Here is an 18,153-nt window from a genome sequence, read left to right as displayed (position 1 = left end):
CCTCATACCGAACGGCATTCATCACCCACCTATAGAGGATGGGTGATGAATGCCTAATTTAGTTAAATCATTATTGCGAAATATTCCAGAAGAAAAGGCGGCGCGAATTAACGGATGCTTTTCATCTTATTTCAACACCTTACTCCCTTGACCGAACCAACTCACCATAGTTAAAAGAAGGAATGGCTGCAACATTTGTTCTGGTAGATGCCTCTTGTACGGCAGAGTTTATTGCTCGAATGAAGCCAATTAAAGCAAGCTATTTTGAAGGAAAAAATATTTTCGTGTCAACTTTAACGAACGCTATATAAAAAGGAAACAACTGCCTAGACAGCTCGAAAAATGATGTTTTGTCAACGGATTTTTGTTAACAGATAACTTGCGAAAGAAGACAGGTTACATCTCTTCTGTCGCGAGTTATTTTACGTCTGGGTAAATAGTGGAAATCATGCAACACGTTGCCCAAGAAAGTTGGAAGTACATAGTGTCTTCTAGCTATGGAACGCATGAAATCCCACTACTTTTGAGTGGTAGCTGGTTGCTAACCTAACCTAATCTATAAACAGGTATATATTCTGAGCAAATATATTTACTAACAATTTGTAAGTGAGTATACTTGTGGTGTGGAAAGGAATGTGACGAAAACCTATGTATAAATCAAAGTGGAAGTACCCAAATGAATATAATGAAAAGACGGCAGTGATTGTCACGGCACATGGTATGGGATCGAATTATGATGACTTACCACCGGTAGCAACAAAAATTGATTCGCAAGCGATTCAATTGAATATCCAAGCGGACCTACCGTTTGGCGAGGGTTATGCATTTTTTGTACCTGATTTTCGCGAACACTCCGAACAAGAAGTGATTCAACCTGTGCTGGTTGCAGTCCATGATTATATTCAAGAGCAATTAGCAGAGCAACAGTTAACAAATCATCCTTTAATTTTTATTGGATTCAGTCAAGGAGCGATGATTGGGTTGGGTTTGACCTACCTCTATCCAAATTGGCTCGATCAAGTTTTCTTATTTAGTGCCCGGATGCCTGCTTTTTACCAATCCATTGCAGCGCAAAACCTCTCGAAAACGACAAGTAAAACGGCGATGTTTATTTCTCAAGGAATAACAGATCCTCTTTTTCCAAGAGCAATCGGCGAATCCTATGCGGCCTATGCCAAAGAGAAAGTTGCAACTGTTGCTTATCATGAATATCCGATTGGTCATGGGATTCACCAACTTGCAATTCTCGATGCAAAACAATTTTATCAAGTAAATCAAATGGAAAAGAGGAAGAACAAATGACAGTTAGAGTACCTGATTTTCAATTAGCAGCCACGACCCACACAGGATTGGTGGCGTTAAAAGTAGCGGACTTAGAAAAAATGACGCAATTTTATACGGAGGTAATTGGCTTAAAAGTACTATCAGAGAAAGAAGGAGAGCGTTTCTTTGGAACAGAGGATGGTGTAACGTTATTGATTTTGAAAAAAGTGGACCAACCTTTACCAATTACAAGAAAAACAGGCTTGTATCATGTCGCTTTTTTATTACCAAGTCGATCAGACTTAGGGGACGCCTTGATCCATTACTTATCAGTTGATGCACCACTTGTCGGAGCAAGTGACCATGGCTATAGCGAAGCCTTGTATTTAACAGACCCCGAAGGAAATGGAATTGAAGTTTACCGCGATAAACCTGTTGATGAATGGGATATTCGGGAAGATGGCGAAATCGTTGGGGTAACGATTGAAATGGATGCGCAAGGGGTTGTGAATGAAGCAAGCCAACACTGGGTTGGTTTTCCAAGTGGGACCAAAGTTGGTCACGTCCATCTGAAAATTGCTGATTTACAAAAAACAGAAGATTTTTATACTGATGTCTTAGGGCTGTCGTTAAAGAATAATTATGGAATGCAAGCCAAATTTTTTGCGACGGGCGGGTATCACCATCATATTGGTTCAAATATTTGGATGGGAAGAAATATTCCCGCAATGGCTGAAAATGATCTAGGTCTGGCTTATTATTCTTTCTATGTCAATAAAGAAGATGAACTCAGCCAACTTGCAAATCGTTGGGAAAATCTAGGCGTTTCCTTCGTCAAAGATGGGGATGAAAGTTTATGGATTGTTGATCCAAATGGTATTCAAATAAAGTTTGAGCAAGAACCCAAAACAAACTGATCAAAGCAATGTTTGTCTCGGTACAATGACCCATGCAAAAAAAGACTAGTCCCGCCAAGTAGTTCTTAGGCTACTTGGTGAGGCTAGTCTTTTACAATGGCATCAAAACTCGTTACTTTGTATTTTTTCGTTGTTGTTGTTTGCCAACGTTGCGACCTTTTGCCTGACTGTTTTTAGGCGCTTTTTTATTGGCTAGGTGTGTCGGTGTAACTTCTTTGACGATTGGTGTCACCACTGTTTTGGGTGGATTTTTTTTCATTTCTTCTTCAATTTGTTTTTGAATTCTTGGTTTCATCAAAACATTGGTAATAAATGTTTGGAAACAACTGAAGATTCCTCCAATGACCCAATAAAGTGTCACGCCAGCAGGTGCTTTTAAGGACATGAAAACAATCATTAAAGGTGAAACAATCATCATACTGCGCATGGTTTTCTTTTGTTCTTCCGGAATACCGATTAAAGACAAGTAACTTTGTGCAACATAAGAAAGCCCAGCTAGAGCAACAAAGATTAAGTTGGCTTTTCCAAGGTTCACCCCCAAAAAGGTCGCGCTGCTTATTCCTTGAGTGTAGCTTACGGTGAAATACAAAGCAGAGAAAATTGGCATTTGAATTAATAGTGGAAGACAACCAATACCACCCAACATATTGACATTGTTTTCTTTGTAAATTTGTTGCATCTCTGTCTGTGCTTTCATTTGTTCTTCTCGTGTAGAAGCCTGTTTTAGATTTGCCTGTGCAATATCCATCTGTGGTTTCAAGTATTGCATTTTTTCGGATTGAACCATGGCTTTTTTGGATTGATTGATTCCCATTGGTAAAAGAATGATGCGAACAACAATCGTTACAATGATAATTGCCCAACCGAATCCCCAGTTAAAGTTTGTAGCCAGGTAAGTTAGAAAATTGCCGAGTGGAACAACCAAAGTTTTGTAAATAAAACCATCTGGATCGGGTATTCTTGTATTATTAGGTCCTGCTATTGTTTTAACGCAACCTGACAAGAAAAAAAGTAACGCGAAAAGCCCACTACCCATGAGCCAATTTTTTTTGTTTTTCATTTATTTCTTCCTTTACTACAAAATTTACACAAAACCAACTATACTAGACTTCCCCTTTTTTTTCAATCGTGTTTCATTAAAATGAAGGAAAATTCAAGTAATCTTTTAGCTGTATACTACTTGAAAAGAAGAATAATCTGGAAGACTTTCATCTTCTGTTAATTCAAAATTTGTCACACGGCCAGCTGGTGAAGGAGAATGCCTAACTTTCTGAATAAATACGGCGATGGCTTGGTCGTCTCCAGTGGCCAAGATGGTTACGGATCCATCCCGTTCGTTTTTCACACTGCCACCAATATTCAGTTGATCTGCCAGCATTTTTGTCATATAACGAAACCCAACACCTTGTACGCGACCGGCGACATGCATCCGAATTTTACGCATTTTTACCATCTCCTTTGTTCCCCTTATCTTAGCATATTTGCCTCTTCTTTTGTGGTATAATGCCAGAGAGGTGGGAAAATGATCGAAATTCAGTCAACAAAAAATACATATGTCAAAGAATTAAAAAAATTACACCGCAAAAAAGGACGGGAAGAGCAACAGCGCTATCTGTTAGAAGGATTTCATTTAGTGGAAGAAGCGTTGCGTTCAGAGGCAACCGTTGTCGATATCTTGATAAGTCCGAGAGGCGCCAAAGAATGGGCCAGCTGGATTGCTGAACAAACAGTGCCCATGACATACATATCAGAGGAAGTCATGGAGGCAATCTCTGAACAACCAACACCCCAAGGAATCCTTGCTGTCGTATCCTTCCCGAAACCCAAAAAAATGACGTTGCAGGGGAAATGGTTATTACTCGATTGTGTACAGGATCCGGGAAATGTGGGCACGATGATTCGTACTGCAGATGCAGCTGGGTTTACAGGGGTTTTTTTAGGAGAAGGAACGGCGGATATTTATAATCTAAAAACATTACGAAGCATGCAAGGCAGCCACTTCCATATCGAAATTCAGCAAGGAGATGTGGAACAGGTTTGCCAAGCATTTCAAGCAGCCGCGATACCTGTTTATGGATCAGAATTGAATGAACAAGCTGTGCCCTACAATACCATCAAAAAAACGGAGCAAGTGGCGATTATCATGGGAAATGAAGGACAAGGCGTATCGAAAGCACTTTTATCTAAGACCGATGCGAATCTCTACATCCCCATTTATGGAAAAGCCGAATCATTAAATGTCGGCGTTGCTGCGGGGATTTTGATGTATCACTTTTCCTAAGAAATCGTTAAATCTTGCAAATTTGTAAGGGGAAAACTAGAGGTAAAAATAGATTCATGCTACACTGGGTGATGTACAAATGATACAAATAGCAAAAGGTGGCGTTCGGATTTATGACGGAAAAGTGGCAACAGGATACGGAGTACATGTCTTATGTAGGCGATTTGCTTGAAACCGATGAAGTACAACGATTATCAGAATTCGTTCAACATCTTCATTCAACACGTTTGGAACATTCAATTAGTGTCTCCTATCGTAGTTATCTTATCGCGAAGAAAGTAAATGGAGATGCCCGCGCAACAGCACGGGCTGGTTTGCTCCATGATTTATTTTATTATGATTGGCGTACGACAAAGTTTGATGGTGGGAGTCATGCTTACATGCATCCGCGAATTGCTGTAAAAAATGCAGAAAAGATTACGGAACTCTCTCCATTAGAAAAAGATATTATTGTTAAACATATGTGGGGGGCAACGATTGCACCACCACGCTACAAAGAGAGTTACATTGTCACCATGGTTGACAAGTATTGTGCAGTAAAAGAGGCAATGGCACCATTTACTGCAATGATGAAGCGTGGATGGGTACAAGTTGCTCATCGCAATTAAGCCAATTTACAAAAAAGCCACTAAGCCAAGCTCTGCATGAGGAGTTTGACTTAGTGGCTTTTTTAGTGAAATAAATAAACAAGTGTTGAGAGAACATAATACATTGCAACAATGGATAAAAGAACTAGGTGCATCCGCTTATGCATGAGCAAGATGGCAGCGAACTCCCGTAATGTGGCATTGGGTAGATAGTAGAAAGCCGTTTTGCAGCCAATCCCTTCAGCAGGTAGTTTGGCTTGGTGCGCAAACATGCCAGCTCGGAAAATATGGTAGTTGTTAGAAACGAAAAGTACACGCGGATTTACTATCCCTTGATTTTCAATCAATTCTTTGGAAAAACACATATTTTCATAGGTTGTTGTTGAATTTGCCTCCAATAAAATATCATTTTCCAGAATACCTTGTTCGCAAGCGTAACGCTTCATGGCAACAGCCTCGGGTACGTTTTCATCAGGACCTTGACCACCAGACATAACCAGTTTTATCGGATGCCCGGTCTTACTTCGTTGTGTTTGATAAAACTGAATTGCACGATCAATTCTTTTGGCCAGCAGCGGCGTAACACGTTCCCCATTTATTAGACCTGCCCCCAAGACAATGATAAAGTCTTGGTTGTATTTTGGATAATAAAATTGATATAGCAATGTGGACGTCAAAAAAATGACAAAATTCGCTAATAGATAAACTAAAACAATTGAAAGAAAAGTAAACGGAATTTCAATATACCAAGGAGATTTTGACTTCAAAAAATAATTAGCAATTAAATAAACTGTCAAGAAAATAGCTAAAATTAAGGTTAAAAGATTTGCAATAGTATGGGTTTCTTTTTTTAAGACGACGATAGCATTCCAATAAAGAAAGACTAACAAACCAATTAATCCAAAGGCCACCAATAATACAAAAACAGCCAAAGCAGCAAAAAACAATCCAGCAATCAGCCAATCTTTGGTTAAATAAAAGTTATAAAGCAAATATAGCCCAAAAATAACCAAGAAAAACTGGAATAAAACACCGTTTAACAAACGAGCTCTGTTTTTGCGATAAATTAAATAAAAAAGAAAAAAGAATAGTAGTGGTATCAGAAAATAAAAAGAACCTTTCAGTATTTCAAGTGTACCTGTGTAAAGAACAACGGCCACCAATAACCAAATACCTTGAAAAAATAGTTGGTCGGGTTCAATTTTCTTTTTTCGCCAAAAAAAGATTGCTGCAAATCCTAGACTATAATAGAGAATGAATAATAATAATGGTAAAATAGACATACGTTCAACTCCTTAAGTTGAGTATAACGAATTTTTCGCTAAGTTGCATTAGTAAATTGATTGTTTTTTATAAGGGGTGTGTTGAATGGATTTCTCGTACCAACGAATCATAAAGTCAGATACTGCAGTGATTGGTGTCGAGGGCGTAGGCGCAATTGAAACTAGTCAAGATTGGGTGCAATCGCTTTGGTTTTCCCTCGAAGAACAATTACCAGCTGTTATTGAAAAACTTGCTGTTTCTGAAGCGGAAGTTGCTTGTTGGGGAGTGATGTCTGATGTGAAGGAATGGTTGGCACCTTGGACTGAAGGGCAAGGATTGTACTTAGCTGGCATTGAAGTTTCTTTAGAGACGCCTTGTCCGCGTGGTTGGAATCGCTATTTACTGCCAGCAATGGAATACATCGTCATTCGCACAACCATCCCACTGATTTCCGAAGCGGTAAGTTATTTGTTTGAAACCATTGTCCCGAAAGAGGCGGTTGAAATCATTGGTGCATTGCAGGAATTCTATGGTGCTGATTTTCTGCCTGGTGAAATTGCGCTATATGCACCAATTCGAATCATTGAGTTATGAAAGGGGAAAAGAACATGATCAAGTTAGGTGTAATCGGAACCAATTGGATTTCTCATCAATTTGTTGATGGGGCACTCAGTACGAAAAAGTATCAACTAACAGGTGTCTATTCACGAAAACAAGCGACTGCGCAAGATTTTGCGAAAGAACATGTTGACACGTGTTTCACAACAGATGATTTGCAAGCCTTCGTCTCCTCAGCGGAAGTTGATGTTCTCTACATCGCTTCGCCGAATCGGTTGCATTTTGAACAAGCCAAAGCAGCTATCGTCAATGGCAAAAGTGTGATTGTTGAAAAGCCCGCCTTCTCAAACCCTGCTGAAATGGAAGAGATTATTCAGCTTGCGAATCAAAAGAAAGTCTTTTTCTTTGAGGCTGCAAGAAACATTCACGAAAAGAATTTCCAGAAAGTCTTAGCGGAATTGCCACCTAAAAATCAAGTGAAGGGTGCGGCGTTTACTTATATGAAATATTCCTCTCGGTACGATGAAGTTCTGCAAGGGAAAGAACCCAATATCTTTTCCCTAGCTTTTTCAGGGGGTTCCTTGATGGATTTAGGCGTCTATCTCGTTTATGCTGCTGTGGCTTGGTTTGGTAGTCCTAAAACGGTTGACTATTTTGCCCAAAAAATCGTCACGGGTGTGGATGGCAGTGGATTTGCTATCTTACGATATGAAGCGTTTGATGTTCTTTTGCACCATGGCAAAACAGGGGATTCATTTGCTAAATCGGAAATTTATTTGGCTGAAGGTACGTTGGAATTAGATGGCGTCAATGCTATTCAAGAAGCGGTTTTTTACAATCGGAAAACAAAGGAAACATCCTTCCTTGAGTTAGAAAAAGGACACGCCAATCCACTGTATGAAGAAGCCGTTGATTTTGCACAAGTCTTGATGCACAGTGATGAGCAAAAATGGCTGGATACATACGAAAGTTGGGTAGAATTGGCAAGAGAGGTAAATCTTGTCTTGTATGAATTAAGAAAAAAAGCTGGAATTGTTTTTCCGGCAGACAAAAAAGAATAGAGGGAACAGATGGTAAACAAAGAATTTCCAGCAATTTGGGAGAAGCGATGGCAGGACAATGCGTTTCAGGAACCAACAGCCATTCAAAAAGAAGTATTCGAACCCCTATGGAATCATCAATCCATAATGGGCATTTCACCAACCGGTTCAGGCAAGACCTTGGCATATTTATTGCCTACTTTACTTGGCATTAAAAAAGGTGCAGGCAATCAAGTGTTAGTTGTGACCTCATCGCAGGAGTTAGCCATGCAAGTGGTGGAAGTCGCAAAAGATTGGGCTGAAGATTTAGCCCTTCAACTACAATCCGCTATAGGTGGAGCCAATATTCAACGTCAAATCGAAAAATTAAAACATCACCCAGAGCTTATTGTGGGGACTCCTGGCAGAATCGTAGAACTCATTCGAGCGAAGAAAATCAATGCATTTACGGTTCAAACGGTTATTTTTGATGAAGCCGATCAATTGATTAATCATGATCAACAAGGACTTGTTCAGGAATTGATTCAAGCAGTTGGGAAAAAATCAACCTTTGCATTCTTTTCAGCAACAGCTGCTGCCGCATTAGGACCAATTGAAAAGATTGTTCCAGATTTAAAGGTGATTGACATGACCGAAATCGATGATAGTCAAGGAGCGGTCGCTCACCAATACATTCTAGCGCCTACGAGAAAAAAAGTTGATTTGTTGCGTCGTTTGGCACATACGCCGGATTTTCAGGCATTAGTTTTTTTCAATCAGTTAAATGAACTTGGGATGGCCGAAGAAAAGTTGCTATTTAACCATATTCAGGCAGCGTCTTTAGCCTCTGACCAAAATAAACAATTACGAAAATTTGGATTGACGGCTTTTAAAGAAAGAAAAATCCAATTGTTACTAGCAACCGATATAGCAGCTAGAGGATTAGATATTGATCGTCTCCCATTTGTGGTTAATGCAGAAGTACCGCTTTCAAAAGAAAGTTATTTGCACCGCGCTGGCAGAGTTGGACGGATGGGGACTCCAGGCAGTGTCCTGACAATTGTCCCAGAGCAATCGCTAAAAGATTTGCAAAAATTAGCAAAACAATTAGCGATTGACCTCCAAGAAGTGTATGTTGTCGGAGGACAAATCCAGACAGAAAAACCAATCAAACAAGGGGTGGCAAACGGTCAACCAAAGAAGACCAAAGAAGCCAAACCCAACGTTCGCGCCAAAAAGAGCACAGAAATAAATCCAGCAGCAACGTCTGCTACCGTAAAACCAGTAGCAGGTGATTTGAATCAAAAAAAACGCAACAAGACACGGACCAAAGATAAAAAAAATAAAGGGAAACGGAAGCGTAACGATAATCGTTTGTAAGACCATGATATGAAAGCAAAAATCCAAGCATTTGAAGTAGCACGATGACGAAAATTCTTACCGTCATGTTTTGTTGGTACTTTAAATGAGTGGATTTTTTTATTTTGGTGTGCCATGGACAGCAACTTATGGCACATCGACAAAAAACTCCTTGAGTGGCTGCAAAGGGGTAGCTTAATTGATGAATCGCTCATGAATGAAGTGATGAGCGATTCCATGCAAAGGAGCATCGAATGGGAAAGAGGGCATTTTTTAAGCAAAATAAAAAAATCGAAAACCCCAAGATTCAGGCTTTCGATACATTCATCTTAACGTCCCCGACTGGAATTGAACCAGCGACCTATTGCTTAGGAGGCAATTGCTCTATCCTACTGAGCTACGAGGACAAAAAGGCTCTGTTTGTTATTTTACCCCGTAACATATGGAACTTCAAGCCTAAATTGCGTTCATCGGTGTGGAAGATTTTCCGTGTAATCGTTTTATTTGAGAGCCGTTGTCTGAAATGATACACTTAACTAAGCAACAAAAAGCTAGAGGAGGAATGGAAATGACACAAATTGGAAGAGAATTACTTGTTCAGTTGACCTCAGAAACCGAGTCCGGCCCGTTTGTTACCGTTATGCTAAATACGCATGTGAGTCACCAAGAGGTAGAGAAGGATCAAATCAAATTGAAGAACTTTGCGAAAGAGGCAAGAAAACGATTTGAAAAAAAGTACCCTGAAGCTTCCTGGGAACCGTATCAGTATCAAATGGAACAGTTGTTAGCAAGCCAGCCCTTTTGGCAGACAGCAACTACTAGTGTAGCACTTATTTTCACGCAGGAAAAAACGTTCATCCATCGCTTGAGCATTCGGGTAGACGATCAATACTACGTAGGAGATGAGCCCTATTTGTTAGCAATTATTAAAAATAGTCAGTTTAATTACGACTATTTTCTTTTAGCTTTGAACCGAGACAGCTTTTCATTATATGAAAGCAAAAATCATACGTTGGTACCTATTGCTTTACCCGCAACCGCACCGATTACCTTAAAACAAGCACTGGGCGATGAAATTGATAAAAAAGCCAGCCTATCTCATTCTAGTAGTGAAGGTAATACCTTCCATAGTACGGTTGATAAGAATGAGGAGGAAGAAATTGATCATAAAAATTACTATCAAGCGGTAGATGCATTTTTCCGTGAAGAATGGCAAAATGAACGACGCCTACCATTGTTTGCAATGGGCTTAGCTGAAAACCTAACCTTATTTGAAAAGTTAGCCAAGAATTCCTATCTTAGAAGAGATATTCAAATAAAACGGTCACCCAATCAATTGACAAGAGAAGAATTGCAGTCCGTCAGCCAATCAATGGATGCTCAGTTGAGTGAGCAAGAGAAAAAAAGCTATCAAAAATTGGCCAACCGTAAATGGATGGAACAACTAGCTGATATCAAACAATCTGCTCCGTTGGGACGGATTTCCGATTTATTTATTTCCACTGAAAATCTGATTGATGGCTTTGGTGAAAATCCGGAAGCAGAGTATGACTGGCGCCAAGTGCTGAATCACTTAGCAAACGAAGTGATCCGTATGAATGGCAATGTCTATTTGTTAGAAACGACAGATATTCCGATGAACAAAAAAATACTTGCGATTTTGCGTTATTGATTGCTATCTTTGCTTTGCAGCTACCCTAATTATTAGGGTAGTTGTTTTTTTAGTGGTTTTGCAAGAGTTGGTTCGGAGGGTTATTCTGTAGTATAATGCAACAGTGTATAAAGGAGAATGTTATGACGACAACGTATGCTATTGTAGATATTGAAACAACGGGCACGAATCCGAAAGAAGATCGCATCTTCCAATTTGGCTGTGTGTTTGTGGAAGAGGGGAAAATTGTAGGACGGTTTGCTACCAACATCCATCCGAACCGCTCAATTTCACCACAGATTCAACATTTGACACACACAACCAATCAAGATGTAAAAAATGCGCCCTATTTTGAAGATGTCGCGCCGACTATCTATGAGTTACTTTCAGGTACAGTCTTCGTGGCCCATAATATTCACTTTGATTATCGCTTTTTAAATGCAGAGCTAGAACGATGTGGCTCACCAGCCCTGCAGCTGAAAGGCATTGATACGGTGGAATTGGCTCAAATTCTTTTTCCAACGGAAGTCAGTTTTCGTCTAAGTGACCTTTCAGTAAGTCTAGGCTTAGAACATGATCGACCACATCAAGCAGACAGTGATGCTGAAGTAACCGCCAGTCTTTTTATCGCTCTGGAGCAAAAACTCGCTGCCCTGCCTTTGTGTACGTTGAAAAAACTCAGCTACTTAGGTCAGACACTCTCCATGCAAACGGGAGAGCTTATTCAACATTTTTATTTAAAAGCACAGAAAAAGAGCGAGCAGGTATCACCAACGTTCATAGAAATCGAAGAAGTGGCCCTTCAAAGAAAACAGGTCGTTCTTTTTGACTACTCCTTACAGGAAACCCCGTATCCTAAAAGCAAACAAGCAAAGGGGAAATGGTTGAACGGTCAACTAGAATACCGTCAATCACAGCAATCTCTCATGAATCTTGTTTATAAACACTATACGGAGGAAGAACCGCCTAAAGATCTGATTATTGAATCCGAAACGGGTAGTGGCAAAACCATTGGGTATTTATTTCCTGCCAGTTTTTTGGCTACGCCGACGAAGCCGTTAATCATCAGTACGGCTTCCATTTTGTTACAGCATCAATTGGACCAACAAGATATTCCCAAGCTAAATGCACTTGTGCCACAGCCTTTAAAAGCAGTTATTTTAAAAGGGAGAAATCATTATTTAGATTTAGAAAAATTTAACCAGACCTTAAAAGAACCAACGACGGTCAAACAAGTTCATCTGTTTCAAATGATGATTTTGGTATGGTTAACAGAAACGAAAACAGGCGATTTAGATGAATTAAATCTTCTGAGTATGAATCATCCTTATTTTGAAAAAATCACCCATCGAGGGATTGAAAGTTTGCGAGAAGACAGTCCGTTTTATGAAGTTGATTTTTTACGCTTTCTATACGCACAGGCAGCCCAAAGCAATGTGTTGATTGTCAATCACGCATTTCTGGCTTATGAAAGCCAAAGAGAAGCCCCACTTTTACCAGAGACCCCCTATCTACTAGTGGATGAGGCCCATCATTTACCGGAAGCCTTGGAAAAAGTAGCGACAAAACAGGTCAATACGGCGCAATTCTTACATAAAATTCAAGAAATAGTCCAAGAAAGTTTTCTTTGGGAATGGTCAAAAGATGAGACACTTTCTGCCGATATGCAACGCAATTTGGAATTATACGGTCAGCTATTGGACCAGTTGACAGAGTCCATCGAAGAATTAAATCGTTCGTTCTATGAAGAAAACCGGTTCGTCATCGATGAGTTTATTTTGACCAAAGCGGTTCGGGAATCGATTTCGGTGCCGAAAGAACGAATGATTCAAAAACTAATTCAAACGTTTGAAGATTGTGTTGTGATCCAAGAGAGAATGACGCGTATCTTTACGCTCAATGCAGCACTCTTTCTACAGGATGATCAAGCCGAGATTGAGCGCACGCAACGCTTTTTTCAATTAATCGCAGAAGCTAGTCACTTTTTTCAACAATGGTTTTACGAATGGCAACCGGCAGTGATTCATCGCTTGAGTGTTCGTCCTAGAAGCAAGTCATTGTGTTATGAACTAATTGACTTTGAAGCGACCAAAGTGCGTCAGACCCGTTGGTACAATCGGGCGGAAAGAATTGTTTACCTTGGAGCAACAATGACCGTTCCAGGAGATAAGAAATATTTAGCACGAAAATTAGGCATTCTTGATGCCAAAATCAAAGTGATGCCCGTCGCTTTTGACTACCGCCATCAAGGTGAGCTATTCATTCTGTCCAAAGCGGAAGCGGAGTCGAATAAAATGGTGACTACGATTGAAGCGATTCGCTCCATTTTAAAGAATTACAAACAATCCGTTCTGGTGCTATTTACTTCTCATCAACAGTTGCAAGAAGTCTATCAAGCCCTTCATTTTGAATTTTTGCAAAACGGACGAGAAATTTTAGCGCAAGGAATTGGAGGATCGCGCCAAAAATTGTTAAAAAAATTTACCCAATCGAAATCAGCGGTATTGTTTGGGGCGGACAGTTTTTGGGAAGGGTTAGATTTGCCAGCGGATCAGCTTCAATTATTGGTTGTTACCAAGCTACCTTTTGAAAATCCCAAACGACCCTTTGTTGCGGCACGATACCATTATTTAAAAGAGTTGGGGCAAAACCCGTTCAAACAGGAAACGTTGCCGAAAGCCATGATTAAGCTAAGGCAAGGGTTCGGCCGCTTGATTCGTTCCTCTAGCGATCGTGGCATGATGATCATTCTTGATCAACGGATGGAGCAGGCCTACTATGCCAAAAAAATGCACCAAGTCTTCCCTAAAGACTTGCCGGTCACAACTGGAAATTTGACGGATTTGAAACGAACAATGGTCACTTTTTTTGATAAAGAAAAAAAATAGAAAAACTGTAAAAAGTGGTACAATCTTTGCTATAATATGAACCAGAAATAGAAAGGAAGAGTCCCTTGCATAGAGATTTAAAAAAAGAGTCACGAGTGACGATTGTTTTATTGGTATGTATTGCTTTGCTATTAGCTATCTTGGCTTTTTTTTCAATCACCTTTTTTAAAGCAACTCAACCGATGAATCAGGCCAGAAAAGAAGCGACTGCTTTAGCTGAAAAATATGGACAGGTGACAAAGGTGGATACAGTGTATCGGTATACGCGTAATGATACCTATTACTCAGTCTTCGGTGAAAACAAACATGAGCAAGCCGTAATCGTCCTTATTCCTGAATCAGGCAAACATGTGCAAGTGATGAACCAATCAGATGGTCTGACTCTTCAACAAGCGCAAGCAATTGTGGCAAAAGAATCACCAAACGAATTGTTTGATCGTGGCAGTCTCGGAATATACGAAAAACAAGTTGTGTGGGAAATCGTAACAAAAACCAAAAGTAATCAATACCATTATTACCTAATACAGTTTTCAGATGGTAAGTTAGTGAGTAAGATTTCTTAGAGGGAAGGAATGAAGCGGATGGAATTGTCAAAACGAGCACAGGGAATTGAACCTTCAGTCACATTAGCAGCTTCAGCAAAAGCGAAAGCGTTAAAAGCAGCGGGAAAAGATGTTTTAAGTTTAACGGTCGGGGAACCGGATTTTCCCACGCCCAAAAATATTCAAGAAGCCGCAAAACGAGCAATCGAAAATGGAACTGCCAGTTACTACACGGCAACACCAGGTATACCAGCGCTACGACAAGCCGTCGTTGATTCGATTCAAACCAACTATGGTTTGACCTATACACCTTCACAAACCATTGTTACAAATGGAGCCAAATTTGCATTGTATCTTCTCTTTCAAGTGCTCTTGAATGAAGGAGATGAGGTCATCATTCCTACTCCTTATTGGGTCAGTTACAGTGAGCAAGTCAAGCTTGCTGGAGGTGTGCCTGTCTTTGTTGAGGCCCTAGAAGAAAATGATTATAAAGTTACGGTTCCCCAACTTGAACAAGTTAGAAGCAAAAAAACGAAGGCCATTCTATTGAACTCCCCCTCAAATCCAACTGGCATGATTTACACCAAAGATGAATTACAAGCCATTGGAGACTGGGCGGTTGCACATCAATTGATGATTGTTGCTGACGACATTTACGGTCAGCTGGTGTATGGTGAGGCCGTTTTTACCCCAATGGCAACCATTTCGGAAGCAATTCGTAAACAAACCATCATCATTAATGGCGTTTCTAAGACGTATGCCATGACAGGGTGGCGGATTGGGTTTGCCGTCGGTGAGCAAACCGTGATTCAAGCAATGATTGATTTAGCATCGCAAGCTTCGAGCAATCCGGCTGCTGTCAGTCAATATGCAGCGTTAGAAGCATTAACCGGACCACAGGATAGCGTGGAAACGATGCGTCAAGCCTTTGAAGAACGAATGGAAAAAGTATATGTCTGGTTGAAAGATATCCCGGGCTTGACCGTTCGTAAGCCTCAGGGAGCCTTCTACTTATTCCCAAATGTTCGCGAAACAATGGCTATTTGTGGGTATCATGATGTAGATGATTTTGTCGAGGCGCTTTTGGAAGAAGCCAATGTCGCAGTAGTGACCGGCAAAGGCTTTGGAGCACCTGATAATATCCGTTTAAGCTACGCAACTGACCTTGCCACATTGGAAGAGGCAGTAAAACGAATCAAAAACTTTGTTGAAAAAAAACAACAAAAGTAATATCCTTTTCTTTTGAAGGATGCAAAGAAACAGATAGGAGAGACTTTCGTGAAACAAATTCAAATTATTGATGCAAAAAATCATGTTGGCGAAACCGTGCAAATTGGTGCATGGGTAGCGAACAAACGGTCAAGTGGGAAAATTGCTTTTCTCCAATTACGAGATGGTACAGCTTATTTTCAAGGTGTCGTTGTAAAAAACGACGTATCAGAAGAAGTATTTCAACTTGCTAAAAGTTTAACTCAAGAAACATCAATCCTGGTGACAGGCGAAATTAGAGAAGATGCGCGCTCAAAATTTGGCTACGAATTAGGGATTACAACTATTGAAGTCATTGGTGAGAGCCACGATTACCCCATTACTCCAAAAGAACATGGCACGGACTTTTTAATGGATCATCGTCATTTATGGCTTCGTTCTTCAAGACAACATGCCATTATGCAAATTCGTAATGAGCTAATTCGGGCAACCTATGAATTTTTCAATGAACATCACTTTGTTAAAATCGATCCACCTATTTTAACCGGATCTGCACCAGAAGGAACAACGGATTTATTTGAAACCAATTATTTCGATCAGAAAGCGTATCTTTCTCAATCTGGTCAACTGTATATGGAAGCCGCAGCTATGGCATTTGGGAAAGTCTTTTCATTTGGCCCAACGTTCCGCGCTGAAAAATCAAAAACGCGACGCCATTTAATTGAGTTTTGGATGATTGAGCCAGAAATGGCCTTTACACATCAAGAAGAAAGCCTAGAAGTTCAAGAACAATATGTGGCATTCTTAGTTCAAAATGTGTTGGACCATTGTGATTATGCGCTCCATGTTTTAGGCCGAGACCGAGAAGTATTGGAAAAATATACCAAACTACCTTTCCCAAGAATCTCCTATGATGATGCAATTGATTTATTAATCAAGAACGGATTTGAAGATATTCAATGGGGCGATGATTTTGGTTCTCCACACGAAACATTCATCGCTAATTCCTTTGATCGCCCTGTTTTCATTTTGAACTACCCGAAAGCGATTAAACCTTTTTACATGAAACCACACCCTACCAGAGACGATGTAGTCATCTGTGCCGATTTGATTGCACCTGAAGGGTATGGTGAAATTATTGGCGGCTCTGAGCGTGCAGCCGATTACGAATTTTTACTTGAACAAATTCGTAACCATGGACTAAGTGAGGACGAATATTCTTGGTATCTAGATTTAAGAAAATATGGGACCGTTCCACATTCTGGCTTCGGTTTAGGACTAGAACGAACCGTAACATGGATTGCCGGCATTGAGCATGTCCGTGAAGCCATTCCATTCCCACGCTTATTAAACCGAATTTATCCATAGAAAAATAAACCATACCAAATAGTGCACAAGATAATTGACTATCTTGTGCGCTATTTTTTCAGTTACTAACAAATTGGAAGACAAACTATGGTTTATGTTATGGTATAGTTTAAATGAGAAGAAGAAAAAAACTAATGTCAGGTTTGTTGGGGGGACAAATGGAGAATGAAAAAGTGGAATAAATTAACAAGCACAATCTGTTTTGTGGCGATGGGAACAATGCTTTTGATGTTTCCTACAGGTACAAAAGGGGAAGAAAGCCAACAAAATACACATGCAACAATTGTAAATAAACAAGAGGAAACAACCACATCAACAAGTAATTCGATTGTGAAAGAATCCTCAAGTTCTGAAAGTAAGCAAGTCAAAGATCAAATATCTGATTCAGCTACTAATAGTCCAATTGTGGCCGATTTAACGCCATTTGTCGAAAAAAATGTGAAAATTCTAGTAGACAATGGTTCAAGTTTGCAAATAGGTCAAAATCAAACAGATTCTGCGTATTTGGGATCAGAGGAATCTCTTTCAAATCAACTGCATGTCATCCATTCATTAGGAAATGGGTGGGTTACAATTGAAAATAAGGCGACCGGTAAGTTCTTAACGGTCGAAAATCAAGCAGTAGTGTACACCAATTTTAGTGGATTGGATCATCAAAAATGGCACTTCGTAAATGAACAAAATGGACACTATGCAATCCAATCTAAGAGTGGCGCTTATTTGGTTAGATCTGAAAGCAATGAAATTAGCCTTACAACTAACCGTTCTGACCAAAGATGGAAGCTAGAAACCTCTGTTACAAATGAGACAACATCAACAAATCAAACAAAGACGACTGAAACTGCGGAAAATTCAAATCAGAGTATTACCAACTATCAACAAAAATCAGTACCAATGAATGTCATTACGCAAACAATCTTGAGTAATTCAAAAGTAAAGATTACGATAGCCAATCCGAACGGAGGCAATGCGCAAATGGTTCAGTTCCCAACCTGGAGCAAAACCAATGGACAGGATGACATCCGTTGGCTAAAAGGTACCAAAAATGGCGACGGCAGCTGGTCAGTAACGGTGGACTCAGCCAATTTTAAAAACAGTGGAGAATTCTATACGCACGTGTATGTGACAAACAATGGGAAAAATCAATTTTTAGGAGCTACTAGCTACAATCTAGCAGCGCCACCAGCCAATATCATTACGAAAATGGTACTAAGCAACTCAAAAATCAAAATCACCATAGCCAATCCG

The 18,153-nt window shown here is 40.0% G+C and carries 17 protein-coding genes and 1 tRNA gene; 14 read left to right on the top strand and 4 right to left on the bottom strand.

Translation table 11 applies throughout. The features are described from left to right. The first annotated feature begins 182 nt into the window (after positions 1–182). The 3 genes from ACFSR0_RS06965 (at position 183) to ACFSR0_RS06955 (ending at position 2,180) form a co-directional block, all read left to right on the top strand. Positions 183–311, top strand: coding sequence for a hypothetical protein (locus ACFSR0_RS06965; protein WP_379981250.1), 129 nt, complete (start codon positions 183–185; stop codon positions 309–311). A 337-nt stretch (positions 312–648) separates the two neighbouring features. Next, positions 649–1,302: an alpha/beta hydrolase gene (locus ACFSR0_RS06960; RefSeq protein ID WP_379981248.1), complete on the top strand. Its 654-nt coding sequence runs from the start codon at positions 649–651 to the stop codon at positions 1,300–1,302. Beyond that, positions 1,299–2,180 (top strand): VOC family protein, encoded by an 882-nt coding sequence (locus tag ACFSR0_RS06955; protein WP_379981246.1) that lies wholly within the window; start codon positions 1,299–1,301, stop codon positions 2,178–2,180. Before ACFSR0_RS06960 ends, ACFSR0_RS06955 begins: the two co-directional genes overlap by 4 nt. 112 nt (positions 2,181–2,292) lie before the next feature. Here the strand turns inward: ACFSR0_RS06955 and yidC are convergent, their stop codons facing one another. Together yidC and ACFSR0_RS06945 are read right to left on the bottom strand one after the other, a co-directional pair. Beyond that, on the bottom strand, positions 2,293–3,240 hold the full coding sequence (yidC, locus tag ACFSR0_RS06950) for a membrane protein insertase YidC (RefSeq protein WP_379981244.1): 948 nt from the start codon (positions 3,238–3,240) through the stop codon (positions 2,293–2,295). Between the two features lie 105 nt (positions 3,241–3,345). Then, positions 3,346–3,624: an acylphosphatase gene (locus tag ACFSR0_RS06945; protein ID WP_379981242.1), complete on the bottom strand. Its 279-nt coding sequence runs from the start codon at positions 3,622–3,624 to the stop codon at positions 3,346–3,348. 78 nt (positions 3,625–3,702) lie between these two features. Here ACFSR0_RS06945 and ACFSR0_RS06940 point away from each other — a divergent pair, with 78 nt between their 5' ends. Both ACFSR0_RS06940 and ACFSR0_RS06935 read left to right on the top strand, forming a co-directional pair. After that, positions 3,703–4,461 carry a TrmH family RNA methyltransferase gene (locus ACFSR0_RS06940; RefSeq protein ID WP_379981240.1) on the top strand — a complete coding sequence of 253 codons (759 nt, stop codon included), beginning with the start codon at positions 3,703–3,705 and terminating at the stop codon, positions 4,459–4,461. 113 nt (positions 4,462–4,574) lie between these two features. Further along, on the top strand, positions 4,575–5,069 hold the full coding sequence (locus tag ACFSR0_RS06935; protein ID WP_379981238.1) for an HD domain-containing protein: 495 nt from the start codon (positions 4,575–4,577) through the stop codon (positions 5,067–5,069). Between the two features lie 62 nt (positions 5,070–5,131). Here the strand turns inward: ACFSR0_RS06935 and ACFSR0_RS06930 are convergent, their stop codons facing one another. After that, the gene (locus tag ACFSR0_RS06930) at positions 5,132–6,331 is read right to left on the bottom strand and encodes an ElyC/SanA/YdcF family protein (protein ID WP_379981236.1); all 1,200 of its coding nucleotides are present in this window, start codon (positions 6,329–6,331) and stop codon (positions 5,132–5,134) included. Between the two features lie 85 nt (positions 6,332–6,416). On the opposite strand from ACFSR0_RS06930, the gene ACFSR0_RS06925 reads away from it, so the two are divergent. From ACFSR0_RS06925 to ACFSR0_RS06915, 3 genes are read left to right on the top strand one after another with little or no spacing between them, the layout of a single operon-like run. Further along, positions 6,417–6,905 (top strand): GyrI-like domain-containing protein, encoded by a 489-nt coding sequence (locus ACFSR0_RS06925; protein ID WP_379981234.1) that lies wholly within the window; start codon positions 6,417–6,419, stop codon positions 6,903–6,905. A 14-nt stretch (positions 6,906–6,919) separates the two neighbouring features. After that, the gene (locus ACFSR0_RS06920; RefSeq protein ID WP_379981232.1) at positions 6,920–7,930 is read left to right on the top strand and encodes a Gfo/Idh/MocA family protein; all 1,011 of its coding nucleotides are present in this window, start codon (positions 6,920–6,922) and stop codon (positions 7,928–7,930) included. 9 nt (positions 7,931–7,939) lie between these two features. Then, positions 7,940–9,268, top strand: a complete 1,329-nt coding sequence (locus tag ACFSR0_RS06915) for a DEAD/DEAH box helicase (RefSeq protein WP_379981230.1) — start codon at positions 7,940–7,942, stop codon at positions 9,266–9,268. 312 nt (positions 9,269–9,580) lie between these two features. Here the strand turns inward: ACFSR0_RS06915 and ACFSR0_RS06910 are convergent. Then, positions 9,581–9,654, bottom strand: a tRNA-Arg gene (locus ACFSR0_RS06910). Between the two features lie 161 nt (positions 9,655–9,815). Here ACFSR0_RS06910 and ACFSR0_RS06905 point away from each other — a divergent pair. From ACFSR0_RS06905 to ACFSR0_RS06880, 6 genes are all read left to right on the top strand, one after another. Then, positions 9,816–10,919, top strand: a complete 1,104-nt coding sequence (locus tag ACFSR0_RS06905) for a baeRF6 domain-containing protein (RefSeq protein ID WP_379981228.1) — start codon at positions 9,816–9,818, stop codon at positions 10,917–10,919. A 122-nt stretch (positions 10,920–11,041) separates the two neighbouring features. Then, complete coding sequence (locus ACFSR0_RS06900) at positions 11,042–13,786, top strand: helicase C-terminal domain-containing protein (RefSeq protein WP_379981226.1); 2,745 nt, start codon at positions 11,042–11,044, stop codon at positions 13,784–13,786. 65 nt (positions 13,787–13,851) lie between these two features. Further along, a complete protein-coding gene (locus ACFSR0_RS06895; protein WP_379981224.1) occupies positions 13,852–14,349 on the top strand; it encodes a cell wall elongation regulator TseB-like domain-containing protein in 498 nt (165 codons plus the stop codon). An 18-nt stretch (positions 14,350–14,367) separates the two neighbouring features. Continuing rightward, positions 14,368–15,558: a pyridoxal phosphate-dependent aminotransferase gene (locus ACFSR0_RS06890; protein WP_379981258.1), complete on the top strand. Its 1,191-nt coding sequence runs from the start codon at positions 14,368–14,370 to the stop codon at positions 15,556–15,558. A 48-nt stretch (positions 15,559–15,606) separates the two neighbouring features. Beyond that, positions 15,607–16,905: an asparagine--tRNA ligase gene (gene asnS, locus ACFSR0_RS06885; RefSeq protein WP_379981222.1), complete on the top strand. Its 1,299-nt coding sequence runs from the start codon at positions 15,607–15,609 to the stop codon at positions 16,903–16,905. 165 nt (positions 16,906–17,070) lie between these two features. After that, positions 17,071–18,153, top strand: a 1,083-nt coding sequence (locus tag ACFSR0_RS06880) for a GBS Bsp-like repeat-containing protein (protein WP_379981220.1), incomplete at its 3' end; no start/stop codon positions are given.

The sequence above is a fragment of the Enterococcus camelliae genome (genome assembly GCF_042685105.1).
Lineage (GTDB): Bacteria > Bacillota > Bacilli > Lactobacillales > Enterococcaceae > Enterococcus_G > Enterococcus_G camelliae.
This window is presented reverse-complemented; position numbering and strand designations above follow the sequence as displayed.

What these genes read in the sequence shown, in the direction of transcription:
- ACFSR0_RS06925 (WP_379981234.1), top strand. Translation starts at nt 6,417, where the DNA reads ATGGATTTCTCGTACCAACGAATCATAAAGTCAGATACTGCAGTGATT.
- ACFSR0_RS06935 (WP_379981238.1), top strand. Translation starts at nt 4,575, where the DNA reads ATGACGGAAAAGTGGCAACAGGATACGGAGTACATGTCTTATGTAGGC.
- ACFSR0_RS06945 (WP_379981242.1), bottom strand. Translation starts at nt 3,624, where the DNA reads ATGCGTAAAATTCGGATGCATGTCGCCGGTCGCGTACAAGGTGTTGGG.
- yidC (WP_379981244.1), bottom strand. Translation starts at nt 3,240, where the DNA reads ATGAAAAACAAAAAAAATTGGCTCATGGGTAGTGGGCTTTTCGCGTTA.
- ACFSR0_RS06940 (WP_379981240.1), top strand. Translation starts at nt 3,703, where the DNA reads ATGATCGAAATTCAGTCAACAAAAAATACATATGTCAAAGAATTAAAA.
- ACFSR0_RS06930 (WP_379981236.1), bottom strand. Translation starts at nt 6,331, where the DNA reads ATGTCTATTTTACCATTATTATTATTCATTCTCTATTATAGTCTAGGA.
- ACFSR0_RS06920 (WP_379981232.1), top strand. Translation starts at nt 6,920, where the DNA reads ATGATCAAGTTAGGTGTAATCGGAACCAATTGGATTTCTCATCAATTT.
- ACFSR0_RS06905 (WP_379981228.1), top strand. Translation starts at nt 9,816, where the DNA reads ATGACACAAATTGGAAGAGAATTACTTGTTCAGTTGACCTCAGAAACC.
- ACFSR0_RS06890 (WP_379981258.1), top strand. Translation starts at nt 14,368, where the DNA reads ATGGAATTGTCAAAACGAGCACAGGGAATTGAACCTTCAGTCACATTA.
- ACFSR0_RS06965 (WP_379981250.1), top strand. Translation starts at nt 183, where the DNA reads ATGGCTGCAACATTTGTTCTGGTAGATGCCTCTTGTACGGCAGAGTTT.
- ACFSR0_RS06900 (WP_379981226.1), top strand. Translation starts at nt 11,042, where the DNA reads ATGACGACAACGTATGCTATTGTAGATATTGAAACAACGGGCACGAAT.
- ACFSR0_RS06955 (WP_379981246.1), top strand. Translation starts at nt 1,299, where the DNA reads ATGACAGTTAGAGTACCTGATTTTCAATTAGCAGCCACGACCCACACA.
- ACFSR0_RS06915 (WP_379981230.1), top strand. Translation starts at nt 7,940, where the DNA reads ATGGTAAACAAAGAATTTCCAGCAATTTGGGAGAAGCGATGGCAGGAC.
- ACFSR0_RS06960 (WP_379981248.1), top strand. Translation starts at nt 649, where the DNA reads ATGTATAAATCAAAGTGGAAGTACCCAAATGAATATAATGAAAAGACG.